The 12,870-nt window shown below is 69.8% G+C and carries 11 protein-coding genes and 1 pseudogene; 5 read left to right on the top strand and 7 right to left on the bottom strand.

Annotated elements, in window-relative coordinates; translation table 11 throughout:
• Positions 1–4 precede the first annotated feature (4 nt).
• From V8690_RS06110 to V8690_RS06120, 3 genes and pseudogenes are all read right to left on the bottom strand, one after another.
• Positions 5–634 (bottom strand): PadR family transcriptional regulator, encoded by a 630-nt coding sequence (locus V8690_RS06110; RefSeq protein ID WP_338776293.1) that lies wholly within the window; start codon positions 632–634, stop codon positions 5–7.
• Between the two features lie 475 nt (positions 635–1,109).
• Positions 1,110–1,904 (bottom strand): annotated as a pseudogene (locus V8690_RS06115) (aminoglycoside phosphotransferase family protein); the annotation flags it as partial.
• A 251-nt stretch (positions 1,905–2,155) separates the two neighbouring features.
• Complete coding sequence (locus V8690_RS06120) at positions 2,156–2,581, bottom strand: helix-turn-helix domain-containing protein (protein WP_338776294.1); 426 nt, start codon at positions 2,579–2,581, stop codon at positions 2,156–2,158.
• A gap of 87 nt (positions 2,582–2,668) precedes the next feature.
• On the opposite strand from V8690_RS06120, the gene V8690_RS06125 reads away from it, so the two are divergent.
• Together V8690_RS06125 and V8690_RS06130 are read left to right on the top strand one after the other, a co-directional pair.
• The gene (locus tag V8690_RS06125) at positions 2,669–3,973 is read left to right on the top strand and encodes an MFS transporter (RefSeq protein ID WP_338776295.1); all 1,305 of its coding nucleotides are present in this window, start codon (positions 2,669–2,671) and stop codon (positions 3,971–3,973) included.
• 63 nt (positions 3,974–4,036) lie between these two features.
• Positions 4,037–4,858: a PhzF family phenazine biosynthesis protein gene (locus tag V8690_RS06130; protein ID WP_338776296.1), complete on the top strand. Its 822-nt coding sequence runs from the start codon at positions 4,037–4,039 to the stop codon at positions 4,856–4,858.
• A 20-nt stretch (positions 4,859–4,878) separates the two neighbouring features.
• Here the strand turns inward: V8690_RS06130 and V8690_RS06135 are convergent, their stop codons facing one another.
• Together V8690_RS06135 and V8690_RS06140 are read right to left on the bottom strand one after the other, a co-directional pair.
• On the bottom strand, positions 4,879–5,682 hold the full coding sequence (locus tag V8690_RS06135; protein ID WP_338785264.1) for a type II CAAX endopeptidase family protein: 804 nt from the start codon (positions 5,680–5,682) through the stop codon (positions 4,879–4,881).
• 175 nt (positions 5,683–5,857) lie between these two features.
• A complete protein-coding gene (locus V8690_RS06140; protein WP_338776297.1) occupies positions 5,858–7,375 on the bottom strand; it encodes a glutamate-cysteine ligase family protein in 1,518 nt (505 codons plus the stop codon).
• Between the two features lie 559 nt (positions 7,376–7,934).
• On the opposite strand from V8690_RS06140, the gene V8690_RS06145 reads away from it, so the two are divergent.
• From V8690_RS06145 to V8690_RS06155, 3 genes are all read left to right on the top strand, one after another.
• Positions 7,935–8,519, top strand: coding sequence for a hypothetical protein (locus V8690_RS06145; RefSeq protein WP_338776298.1), 585 nt, complete (start codon positions 7,935–7,937; stop codon positions 8,517–8,519).
• A gap of 456 nt (positions 8,520–8,975) precedes the next feature.
• A complete protein-coding gene (locus tag V8690_RS06150; protein ID WP_338776299.1) occupies positions 8,976–9,182 on the top strand; it encodes a DUF5999 family protein in 207 nt (68 codons plus the stop codon).
• A 210-nt stretch (positions 9,183–9,392) separates the two neighbouring features.
• Positions 9,393–10,430 (top strand): LacI family DNA-binding transcriptional regulator, encoded by a 1,038-nt coding sequence (locus V8690_RS06155; RefSeq protein ID WP_338776300.1) that lies wholly within the window; start codon positions 9,393–9,395, stop codon positions 10,428–10,430.
• Between the two features lie 468 nt (positions 10,431–10,898).
• On the opposite strand, the gene V8690_RS06160 is transcribed toward V8690_RS06155, so the two are convergent.
• Both V8690_RS06160 and V8690_RS06165 read right to left on the bottom strand, forming a co-directional pair.
• Positions 10,899–11,963, bottom strand: a complete 1,065-nt coding sequence (locus V8690_RS06160; RefSeq protein WP_338776301.1) for an endo-1,4-beta-xylanase — start codon at positions 11,961–11,963, stop codon at positions 10,899–10,901.
• 92 nt (positions 11,964–12,055) lie between these two features.
• Complete coding sequence (locus V8690_RS06165; protein WP_338785265.1) at positions 12,056–12,820, bottom strand: carbohydrate ABC transporter permease; 765 nt, start codon at positions 12,818–12,820, stop codon at positions 12,056–12,058.
• Positions 12,821–12,870: the final 50 nt, after the last annotated feature.

Below are 12,870 nucleotides of genomic sequence, written 5' to 3' on the forward strand. Positions count from 1 at the left end.
CCCGTCAGTCCTCGTCAGCGAGGATCAGATACAGCTTCTTGCGGGCTTCATTGATGACGCCGAGCGCCTTCTCCCGCTGCTCCTTGCTGCCGGTCTTCCAGACCTGGCCGAAGGCCTCCATGAGACCGAAGCCGGCCTGACGGACCTCGCCGAGAGCCTCCCAGTCGACCCCGCGGGAGGCCTCCTCCCAGGGCGCCTCGGGCCCCTCTTCGGCCGCGGCGCGGCCCGCCTCGGTGAGCGAGAACAGCTTCTTGCCGCCCTCGGACTCACTCGCGATCAGGCCCTCGTCCTCCAGCAACTGGAGGGTGGGGTACACCGAGCCGGGACTGGGCTTCCACGCCCCGCCGCTGCGCTCGGCGATCTCCTGGATCATCTCGTAGCCGTGCATGGGCCGGTCCTTCAGCAGGGCCAGGATCGAGGCCCGTACGTCACCGCGCCGCGCCCTTCCCCTCGGCCCGCCACGCCCTCGTCCGCCCCAGGGTCCGGGACCGAAGCCCGGGCCACCGGGCCCGCCCCAGCCGGGCCCGCCCGGCCCGAAGGGCCCGAAGGCCGCACGCAGCCCCTCGAAACCACCCCGGCCGCCGTGACGGGGTCCCCCGTGGCCATGCCCATGCTCGAATCCGTGAGTACGCATCACAAACACTCTCCATTCCATCGTTGATCTGTCGCGATACCTCAACGATATATCGGTACTCTTGCCATGGCAAGACACGGACCGGAACCTGGGCTGCCGACGGTTTGTGTCAGCGGAGATGAATCACCGTTCGGTTCGTGACACCGAAGATGAGCCCGTGCTCGGCTCCTCGAGGACGAGAAACAGCACCCCGATCCGCACCCGCACCGCGTCCAACGAGGCGATCCTGCGCCGTTTCACCCGCAACGCCTCCACCTCACCTACGCGGCCATGCTGGAAGTCGGCCGTGCACAGAATTCATCTTCGTCGCCCGCTACCTGCGGCTTCGTGACCTTCAGCGGGAGATCGAGGAGGATCTGAACGTGGACACCCTCATGCTCCGGGACATGTGCCCTGTCTCATCGAAGGTTGAGCGATGGGTGTTCCGTCTCCAGCGGAGCACGGGGGACGAGGCGATCGGGAATACCGGGTGTGCTCACCGGGCCAACGCGAGCAGTTCATCGATCACCGGTTTCTCACCACCGTCACTGAGGTGGGCGATGGCCGCAAACGGCGCGATCACCTGGCTCCAGGCGTGGAGCCGGTCGCCATCGAGCCCGCACGCCGCCGCCACGCGCGCACAGCGGGTCTCGACGCCCTCCAGCCCAGCGCCGGCTACGACGTAGTCAACAGCGTCGAAGCACGGATCACCGAGACAGGCTTTCGGATCGATGGCCATGAGACCGCGCTCCGCGCCGCCGTCAAGCACGTTGCCCAGGTGCAGGTCGCCGTGGAGCAACACGGTTGTCGCTTCCGTGTCCAGCAGCCGCTCGCACCGCTGGATGGCCCTCTCCCACGCGGTGACGTCCATCCGTGCACTGATCGCAGGCTCGGACAGCCGCCTGCCGACCCGGGCGAAGGCCTCCTCGCACCGCCCGCGCAGCACACGCGTCGGCAGCGGAGGGGGAGCGACCCCGTGCAAGGCGGCGAGCAGATCCGACCACCGCCCCGGAAGCGAAGCAGCAGGCATTTCCTCTGCCGGCGCTCCGGGCACGATCTCCTCCAGCACCATTGCGCCCGCTTCCTCGTCGACGGCCAGCACAGAGGGCACTCGGCCCGAGGCAGCGAACCACCCCAGCATTCCTACCTGCTCGGCCAGAAGGGCCCGCTCAGGACTGATTTTCAGCATCGTCTCGTCCGTTATGCGTCTGGCGAGGTTGTCGATCGAGGCGATGTGGATCATGGCCTCGGAGCTGGCGGTGAGGGGCTCGCAGTCGCGGGCGAGGCGGCGGCGCCTCTCGGGCGGGCGCCCGACGTACCGCCGGCAAGTGTGTGCGCCCAGGCGCGCGTTCTGCCTCGTCGAAGCACGGAACGGCTTCGGATGTCTTGGAATGAAACAGGCGCAACCCGACTTCGACCTCCCCCGCGGCACCACACGATCGCACTACACAAAGCAGGACAAGGCGTCACGCCAAAGGAAAAACACCGGACAGGCCCGGCATCCTCAGGCCACCTCCACCGCGTACGCGAGACAAGCGGCCTCTAGATCTTCTGCACATGGGTGGTGTCGGCACCGAGGAGGGTGCCGTCGGCCCTGGTCGGCACGATTTCCGGCACAGGGGTGCCGTGCTGGTCGACCAGGACGGAGTGAGCCTCGCCAGGGGCGAAGGCATGACGCTCTCCCCACTGCCGCAGGGTCACGATGACCGGAAAGAGGTCGCGACCGACGTCGGTGAGTACGTATTCCCGGCGGCGGCCCGAAGGTGCGGTGCGCTGGGCGAGGAGCCCGCGAGCGGTGAGCTTGCGGAGGCGATCCGTGAGGATGTTGCGGGCGATGCCGGTCCGTCGCTGGAAGTCGGTGAACGATCGCGCCCCGTCCATCGCGTCGCGGATGACGAGGAGGCTCCACTTGTCGCCGACGAGGTCGAGCGTGCGGGCGACGGGGCAGTCGGGGTCGGTCCAGGACATGGCACCTCTCAATGAGTTGCGGATTGAAACCATCATGCCGTACGGTCAAATCAGTTTCAACTTGCTACTGATTTGGATCGGAGTGCAATGAACGCGTGGCGGCGGTTACTGCTCGCGGTGGTGTCCGGCGTCGCTGTGGCGAGCATCTATGCCGCGCAGCCGGTTCTGGAACCGATGGGACGCGATCTCGGTGTGTCGGCAGAACTCACCGGATGGATCATCGCGACCGGCCAGTTCGGTTATCTGGCAGGCCTGGTCCTGCTGGTGCCGCTCGGCGATGTGGTCGACAGGCGTCGGCTCATCGCCGTGCACCTGACGATCACCGCCATGGGCCTGATCCTCACGGCCTCGGCGTCAGCCGCCTGGGTGGCGTTCCTGGGGCTCGCGGCGGCTGGGGGGTTCGCGGTCGTGGTGCAGACGACGGTTGCCTACGCCGCGTCGATCTCGCCGCCTGGCGAACGTGGACGGAACATCGGTGTCGTGACCTCGGGCGTTGTGGTCGGCATCCTGGGCGCGCGGGTCGTCACCGGCACACTCGCCGAGGTGTGGGGCTGGCGGAGCGTGTATGCCGTGCTCGCGGTGCTGTCACTCGGGCTCCCAGCGCTCGTCCTCTTGGCACTGCCGTCGGAAAAGCGTCTCGACCAACCCGCGGCGTACAGGCAGGTCGTCGTCTCGCTCGGCAGACTGTTCGGGCAGGGCATCTTCCTGACGCGCGGGCTCATCGCGTTCTTCTCGTTCGCATCCTTCGGAACCCTGTGGAGCGGACTGTCCCTCCCGCTGGCGCACGCGCCGTGGCAGCTGAGCGAGAGCCAGATCGGACTGTTCGGCGTCGCCGGACTCGCCGGCGCACTCGGCGCGGCACGCGCGGGACGGTGGGCGGACACAGGCCGGACGGCCCCGGTCACCGGTCTCGCGCTCGCCCTTCTCATCCTCTCGTGGGCAGCGATCGCACAGCTGCCGCGGTCACTGTGGGTCCTCATCGGCGGAATCGTGGTTCTCGACTTCGCGGTCCAAGCCGTGCATGTGAGCAACCAACACCTGCTCACCGCCGCGTTTGCGGATCGCGTCAGCAGCGTCATCGGCGGCTACATGGTCTTCTACTCACTCGGCTCCGCCCTTGGCGCCGCCGCGACCACCGTCCTCTTCACCGCCTACGGCTGGGCGGGCTCCAGTCTCCTCGGGGCCGGATTCGCGGCATGCGCGCTGGCTGTCTGGGCGACCGACCGGCGGCTGCGCCGCGTTGGCCTTGGTGAGCGCCTGCGGAGGGACAAGGCTCGTGAGCCGGACCGCGGCGCGCGGCAGTGGGAGCGGGAGCGGGAGCCGGATGTTGGCCCGGCTTGCTCCCTCGCCGGAGCCGTACCCCACGCTCACCACCACAGGTGCACGGGGTGAACCGGGCCAGCTCACGCGAATTGGCCTTGGCCCGCCGCTTCGGCGAGCCTCTAGCGTCGGGGCATGCGGATTCGAATCGTCGACGCCTTCACCGATCGCCCCTTCTCCGGCAACCCGGCCGGGCTCGTCCTTCTGAACGACGCGGACGCCTTCCCGGACGACACCTGGCTCCAGAACGTCGCCCTGGAGGTCAACCACGCCGAGACGGCCTTCGCCCATCCTCTCCCCGACGGCGGCGAGGCCGACTGGGCGCTGCGCTGGTTCACGCCGGCCGTCGAGGTCGCGATGTGCGGCCACGCGACGCTGGCCACCGCCCACGTCCTGTACACCACCGGCACCCACGAGGGCCCGGTACGGTTCGCCACCCGCAGCGGCGTCCTCATCGCCACGCCCGCCGAGGACGGCTCCGTCACGCTGGACTTCCCGACGGCTCCGCTCACCCGGATCGACCCACCGGACGGCCTCGCCGAGGCGCTGGGCACCGAGCCGCTCACGGTCCTCGACACCGGCCCGAACATCGGCGACCTGCTGGTCGAGGTCGCCGACGAGAAGACGGTGCACGGCCTCGGCCCCGATCTCAAGGCCCTCGCCTCCGCCCATTCCGAGCGCGGCGTCATCGCCACGGCCCGCGCGGAAGCCCCCGACCAGGGCTACGACTTCGTCTCGCGCTGCTTCTTCCCGAACGTCGGCATCGACGAGGACCAGGTGACCGGCAGCGCCCACACCGCGCTCGCCCCGTTCTGGTCCGAGCGTCTCGGCAGCACCCGGCTCACCGGCCTCCAGGCCTCGCCCCGCTCCGGCCGCGTCCGCACGGAGCTGCGGGGCGACCGCACCCTGCTCACCGGCAGGGCGGTCACCGTCATCGAGGGCGAGCTGCTGGCCTGAGACGACCCCTCCCCGGTCTCTCACGCCGTCGGCAGCCACCCGACCTTGCCCGCCAGCAGGGCGTATCCCACGAAGGCACCGATGTCGAGCAGCGAGTGGGCCACTACCAGCGGGCCCACTCGACCCCAGCGTCGGTACAGGTAGACGAACACCACGCCCATGACCATGTTGCCTATGAAGCCGCCGATGCCCTGGTAGAGGTGGTACGAGCCGCGCAGGACCGAGCTGCCCACGAGCGCGGCCGTCGGCGTCCAGCCCAGCTGGCCGAGGCGGCGCAGCAGGTAGCCGACGACGATCACTTCCTCCAGCACCGCGTTCTGGATCGCCGAGAGGATCAGCACGGGGTACTTCCACCACACGTCGGGCAGCGCCTCGGGCACCACGGTGAGGTTGAAGCCGAGGCCGCGGGCGGCCAGGTAGAAGGCGATTCCGGTGCTGCCGATGACCGCCGCGATCGCCGCCCCGCGGCCGAGGTCGGGCCAGGGCCGGGTCCGGTCGAAGCCGAGGGTGCGCAGGCCCGCGCCCTCGCGCAGCAGGAAGTGCGCGACGAGTACGACGGGCACGAGCGCGGTGGTGATCCCGAAGAGCTGCCAGGCCAGGTCCAGCCAGGGACGGCCGGGCGCGGCCGAGGCGTTCATCGTGGCCGCCTGGTCCTTCAGCCCGCCTGGCTTGGTGACCGAGCCGATGAAGCTGATCAGGGCGGAGACTCCGCTCGCTCCCAGCGAGAGTGCCAGCACGAGCAGCGTCTCGTTGCGGAGCATCCGCCGCGAGAGCCGCTGCTGGGGAATGGAATCGTCGGCCACCGGGCTCGCCTCCGCCTGCACACCTGCCTCCACTTCACCGACCTGTCGGATCAGTATGAGGCCGGCGGCGCATCAGCCCCACGGCACGGGCTCTGACTGACGTACCGGCCAGGTACGCCTGGCAGCCCGACGAAACCAGCTCCGGCCCACCCACCGACCCGGCACGCCCCGCAGACGAAACGCGCCCGTCGGCCCATCAACCCAAGGGCACCGGCTCCGGCAACCCCACCGGCCAGGTGTGCACCGGCTCCCCCTTGTGCATCAGCTCGCGGTACCGCCGGGTCGTCGCCGCCAGCGCGGCCTCCCTCGGGTGGCCCGCGTCCAGCGCCCTGTGGAAGGTCGCGGCCTGCCAGCTCGCCCCGTTCACCCTGCGACGGCACCGCTCCTCGATCACGCCCAGGTACAGATCGCGGTCGGCCGGCTCCACGCCCCACGCGTCCAGCCCGGCCTCGGCGAGCGGCAGCAGTTCGTCGCGGACCAGGCTCACCGCGTCGACCTGCGCGGTGCCGCCGTAGCGGCCGCGCCGGGGCCAGGTGAAGCGGGCGTCGATGCCGTCCTTGCACGCGGCGTCGAAGTTGGCGGCGGCGGCCTCGAACGGCAGCCTTGTCCACACCGGCCGGGCCTCCTCGGCGAGGGCGCGGACCACGCCGTAGTAGAACGCCGCGTTGGCGACGACGTCGGTGACGGTGGGCCCGGCGGGCAGGACGCGGTTCTCCACGCGCAGGTGGGGGACGCCGTCGGCGATGCCGTAGACCGGGCGGTTCCAGCGGTAGATCGTGCCGTTGTGCAGGACGAGTTCGGCGAGGGCCGGGACGCCGCCCTGGTCGAGGACCTCCAGCGGGTCCTCGTCGTCGCAGATCGGCAGCAGCGCCGGGTAGTAGCGCAGGTTCTCCTCGAAGAGGTCGTACGCCGAGGTGATCCAGCGCTCCCCGAACCAGGTGCGCGGCCGGACGCCCTGGGCCTGGAGTTCGGGCGGGCGTGTGTCGGTGGACTGCTGGAACAGCGGAGGCCGGGACTCGCGCCACAGCTCACGGCCGAAGAGGAAGGGCGAGTTGGCGCCGACGGCGATCTGCGCGGCGGCGACCGCCTGAGCCGCGTTCCACACGTCGGCGAAGCGGGCCGGTGTGACCTGGAGGTGCAGCTGCACGGAGGTGCAGGCGGCCTCCGGCGCGATCGACTTCGAGGTGCAGGTGAGGTGCTCGACGCCGTCGATGTCGAGGGTGAACTCCTCGCCCCGGGCGGCCACGATCTGGTCGTTGAGGAGGGTGTAGCGGTCGACGTCGGAGAGGTTCGACGACACCAGGTCGTCCCGGTCGAGGGTCGGCAGAATGCCGATCATCACGATTCCCGCGTCGACCTCGCCGGCTTTCCGGTCGGCATATGCCAGCGACGTACGGAGTTCCTCCGCGAGCCGGTCGAATACCCGACCACCCAATCGATGTGGAGGAATGTTGACTTCCAGGTTGAACATGGCGAGTTCTGTTTGGAAATCACGACTCGCGATACGTTCCAGGACTTGCGCGTTCAACATTTTCGGCATGCCGTCGGCGCCCGCGAGATTCAACTCGATCTCCAGCCCCATGAGGTTCCTGGGGCGATCGAACCGCTTCTCCGCCAGGAGTCGCTCCAAGCCCGTCAGGCACCGACGGAGCTTGTCGCGGTAGCGCTGGCGATCGGACAGGTCGAACCGGCCTGCCACGACCTTCTCCCCCATCGAAGCTCCCTCCTCGGATGATGCGGGGCCGAAGATCCGGCCGCCGGGGCCCCGGTCAGGTGGAGGATGCCCAGCGAAAGCGATCGATAACGTCCCGGCCGGACTCGCCGACCGCTACGCTGGTCACGGATGACCGGTGGCACATTCACTCGGCATGACGCAGAGGCCCGGGTTTCGGGCAGCGCGAACTCATGAAAAACGCCGACGAGAATGGGCCGACCGCCGCGCGGGCATTCGCCGAGGTCATCGCCGCAGACCCCGCATGGAATCGGGATGATTCTCGCATATCACCGACCGAATGTACTCTTGTTCTACTCACCGGAAACGGCTAGACGAAACACAGTCTGAACCCGTGTCGTATAAACTCGGCGAACAAGGCAGAAGGCTGGCGCCCACGGTCGATGGGTCCTGCCGTCGAGGCGATGTTCGGCGGACCCCACCCCCCTCTCGTTCTTGAGACCCCGGCCCCTGCCTCTCTGACCCCCGTGAGCTGACAGCGCCGTCCGCCCCCGGCCCCCGCCCTCGCGCCACCGTGCCTTTTGAATGAGAGGCGACCCACATGCCGCTGCATGTTCCCCCGGCTCCCGCGCCCGCACTCCGTTCCGTCCTCACTGCGCTCTCCTCTCCCACCGCGGTCCGCGAGGCCCGAACTCCCTCCCTGCTCCGCGCCCAAGGACCCGTCACGCCCGATCTCCCACTGCCCGTCCACGTCCTCGACCGGGTCACGGCCGAGGGCCTGTCGGCCACCCGGCTGGCCGGGTGGCGCTTCCTGATCCGCTGCGGCGGCCGCTCGGTGGCCGCGGCCGAGACCATGCTGACGCCCGACGGCTGGGCCTTCTCCCGCTTCTTCGAGGGCCCGTACATCACCTCGACCGAGCGCGCCCTGCGCCAGGCCGAGACGATGGCGCAGCCGTACCAGCCCCGCCTGCTGTCCGTGCCCGGCCTGTACATGCTGACGCTCTGGCTGCACGAGGACTGCACCGCCGACGGTGGCGCCGGTCATCCCGCCGCCACCGACCTGCTCGTCCCCCTGGCCCCCGCGCCTCCCGGCATCGCGGCCCATCGCCCGCACCGCGTCGCCGAACTGCTCCCGGTGCTGACCCACCGGGTGACTCCGACGCGGCTGCTCGGCTCACCCGCCTGAAGCGCCCCGCCCCGAAGCACTCCGAAGCACTCCGCGCCCCGTCGCCGAATTCCTCGGCGGCGGGGTCGCCCTTTGTTCTTTCGCTCGTTCGCTCGAGCGAGACACCTGACAGTTCGCTCGTACGAGCACCCAACAGCTCCTACGAGCCGGAATGGACCGCCTACCCGACCGGACTAGCCCCATCCGGCCACCACGAACCATCCGAAGTGACAGTCCAGTTGGGATGAACCGTCCGCGCGGGTGATGCGTCATGAACCTGTGAGAAGCGGTGCCGCGAAATCCCTGCGGATCGGCGTCCGTAGGGCAACACTGGGTTCCGACGACTTATCACAACGGGGGGCGGCCATGGACGACACTTCCAGCCGCGGAACAGACACGACAGCCGACTCAGCCGATTCGGCAAACTCATCCGACCCGCTCATCTCATCCACCACGACTCAGCGAAAGATCCCACCCATGTGCCAGCACCAGACTCCGTGCCCGTCAGCCGAATCCGCCGACCGGGAATCCGCCCGTCTCGTGGCGCACCACCCGGAGCAGGGTTGGAGCCTGCTGTGCAACGGCGTGGTGCTCTTCGAGGACACCGGCGAGCTCCTGCCGGACGGCCGGATCATCGCCCCGCACCGTCCGCTGGCGTCCAGCCACGTGATGACGGCCGCCTGAGGCCGCCGGGCGGCGTGACGTACCGCCCGCAGACATGAGGGGCCGGCCGCAGGACACCCTGCGAACCGGCCCCGACGCGCGTCCGGATGCCGTCACTCCCCGTCCCCTCCCGCGACGTCCCGTTCATGGCTCGTACGCCTTCCCACGGATGCCCGTTTTCCGGAAGACTCCTGGAAGTTTCGGGGTCGCCCGTCGACGGAGGTGGGGCAAGTGGCAGCAGGTGAGGCCGAGGCCGGGGGCAAGGTCACGATCACGGAGATCGCCCGGCAGGCCGGCGTGTCCGTACCGACCGTGTCCCGGGTCGTCAATGGCCGGTCCGACGTGTCGCCGCAGACCCGGGCCCGCGTCGAGGACCTGCTGCGCCGGTACGGCTACCGCAAGCGTCCCGCGGCCGCGGGCACCCGTGCCGCCCTGCTTGACCTGGTCTTCAACAACCTCGACAGCCCCTGGGCCGTGGAGATCATCCGCGGGGTCGAGGAGGTCGCGCACGCGGCCGGGGTCGGCACGGTGGTGTCGGCCATCCACGGGCGTTCGGGCGACGCCCGCGAGTGGATGCGCAACCTCCGGGCCCGAGCCTCCGACGGCGTCATCCTCGTCACCTCGGCCCTGGAGCCGACGCTCCATGAGGAACTGCGCATTCTCGGCGTCCCGCTGGTCGTCGTCGACCCGGCGGGCTCGCCCGCCCTGGAGGCGCCCACCATCGGTGCCGCCAACTGGTCGGGCGGCATGGCGGCCACCGAGCACCTGCTGTCCCTCGGCCACCGCCGGATCGGCCTCATCGCCGGGCCACCGCGGCTGCTGTGCTCCCGGGCCCGGCTGGACGGCTACCGCGCGGCTCTGGAAGGCGCCGACATCGCGGTCGACGAGTCCCTCGTCGTCCCCGGCGACTTCCGCCCCGAGTCCGGCTTCACCGCCTGCGAGACCCTGCTCGGCCTGCCCGAGCCGCCGACCGCCGTGTTCGCAGCCAGCGACCAGATGGCACTCGGCGCGATCGAGGCACTGCGCCGACGCGGGCTGCGGGTGCCGCAGGACATGAGCGTGGTGGGTTTCGACGACCTTCCGGAAGTCCGCTGGTCGGCCCCGCCCCTGACCACCGTCCGCCAGCCCCTGGCCGACATGGGCAAACTGGCCGCCCGCACGGTCCTCCAACTCACCCGCGACGAACAACCCGACTCACCGCGGGTGGAACTGGGCACGGACCTGGTGGTACGAGCAAGCACGGCGCCTCCGGTGACGCGCCTGCGCTGACGACCTCACCCGACTGAGCGGAAGCCGACCGGAGCACCGCGGGGGCCAGCGCTGGCGAGGGGCACGGGCCAGTGCCGGTGGGAGCGCGGATCCAGCGCCGAGAGACGCCCGACCCCGCTCCGAGGAGCGGCGCCGCCCCAGCGCCAGCGAAGGCCCCGAGATCGCGGGCCCGGCGCCGCGGAAGGCTCCCGCCCCCAGCGCCAAGACGAGGCACCCGAGCCAACACCAACAGGTGCGCGACCCCACATCGCAGCACCAAGGCCATGCGCGGCCCAGCACCGACAAGGGGGCGAACCAAACACCGACGAAGCCGCCCGGCCCCGCGCCGACGAGGGCGCGCACCCAGCACCGGCGAGAGGCCCAACGCCACGCGCCGGCCCCGCTGGCTCGACCCACCGCCCGCCAAGGCCGGCTCGCCCCGGCACACCCCGGACAGCACCCCGTACGGCAGGTCGCGCCCCGCCCCCGCTACCTCCCCCCGAGCGCCTCACGGAGCGCGAAGTACGCCGGCTTCGGGGCCAGTTGCTCATCCCACGGCAGCGCCGCCCCCTCGCCCGGGAAGAACGCCGGGATCCACGAGTACTTGTCCGTGTAGTCCCAGAGGGTGATGCCTACGCAGCGGCGCACCGCCAGGCAGGCCTCGATCAGGTTTCCGTACCACTCGGCCTGCTGGGCCAGCTTCTCCTCGGTCGCGGGCAGCTGCATCCGAATGTCGACCTCGGTGAGCGCGGTGTCGAGGCCGAGCCGGGAGAAGCGGCGGAGGTTGTCCTCCAGGGTCGTCGGATAGCCGTACTGGAGGGCCAGATGGGCCTGGAGGCCGATGCCGTGCAGCGGGACGCCCTTGGCCTTCAGTTCCCTGGCCAGCTTGTAGTACGCGTCGCTCTTCGGGCCGATCCCCTCGATGTTGTAGTCGTTGAGATACAGCTTGACGCGCGGATCGGCCTGGTGCGCCCAGCGCAGCGCGTCGGCGATGTAACCGGGCCCGAGCGTCTTGTAGAAGACGGACTCGCGGTACGTACCGTCCTCGTTGAACGCCTCGTTGACGACGTCCCAGGCGAACACCTTGCCCCGGTAGTGCCGTACCTCGGCCTGGATGTGCTTCTTCAGCACGGCCCTGAGCTCCGGGGCCGTCCACTCCCGCTCCGTCAGCCACCCGGGCAGCTGGCTGTGCCAGACGAGGGTGTGGCCTCGTACCTTCTGCCGGTTGGCGCGAGCGAGGTTCACGATCTCGTCGCCCTTGGAGAAATCGAACACGCCCTGCTGGGGCTCGGTCGCGTACCACTTCATGCCGTTGCCGGGGGTGATCTGGTCGAACTCGCTGCCGAGCAGGGCCTTGTACGGTTCGTCGACGAGCTCGGGGTTGTCGGTTGCGCTGCCGAAGTAGCGGCCGTGCCGCTGGGCGAGGTCGGCGAGGGTCGGCTCCTTGCCGTGCCGTTCGTCCGCCTGTGCCGTCGGCCCGGTGGCGATGCCTGCGAGCATCAGCGCGGCGGCGAGCGCCCCGGCGAGTCTGAGCCGTGGAGCGGTCTTACGCATGGTGCGACTCCTCACGATCGAAAGTGGGTCCTCCCCTGCTCGAGCGAAGCCGAGAGCTTGGGAGAGGGTGAGCCGTACATCCGCAGTGCGCGTCAACCCTTCGTCGCACCGGCGGTGAGGCCGCCGACGAGCTGACGCTCGGCGACCGAGTAGAAGGCGAGGGCGGGGACCATGGCCAGCACGAGATACGCGAAGACCCTGGCGTACTCCGCGGAGTACTGCCCCTGGAACTGCTGCACGCCGATCGGCAGCGTCCACCACTGCGCGTCGGTGAACACCAGCAGCGGCAGGAAGAAGTTGTTCCAGCTGGTGACGACGGCCAGCACGGAGACGGTGCCGAGCGCGGGCCGCGCCATGGGCAGCAGCACTCGCCAGAAGAAGCCGAACGAGCTGCATCCGTCGAGCGTCGCCGCCTCCTCCAGCTCACCGGGGATCTGCCGGAAGAAGCCGCGCAGGATGATGATCGTCATCGGCAGCCCGAAGGCCGCCTGCGGGAGGATCACGCCGAGCGGGTTGTCCAGGAGGCCAAGGGAGCGCAGCAGCAGGAACAACGGCAGGGCGGCCACGGCGAACGGGAACATCAGCCCCATCGTGAACAGCGTGAACAGCACCTCCCGGCCGCGGAAGGCGAATCGCGCGAAGGAGAAGGCCGACAGTGCGGAGACCGCGACGACCAGGACGGTCGTGCCCACCGCGATCAGCGTGCTGTTGCCGATCAGCCGCCAGAAGTCCCCCGAGCCGAGGATCTGGGTGTAGTTGGAGGTCACCCATGACTCGGGCAGACCGACCGGGTTGCGGGAGAGCTCGTCGGTGGATTTGAAGCCGGAGAGAACTGCGTAGAGCAGGGGGACGGCCATGACCGCGCCTACGAGGACCAGGACGAGGTGCAGAGGCAGACTCCTGCCCC

It is taken from the genome of Streptomyces sp. DG1A-41, assembly GCF_037055355.1.
Lineage (GTDB): Bacteria > Actinomycetota > Actinomycetes > Streptomycetales > Streptomycetaceae > Streptomyces.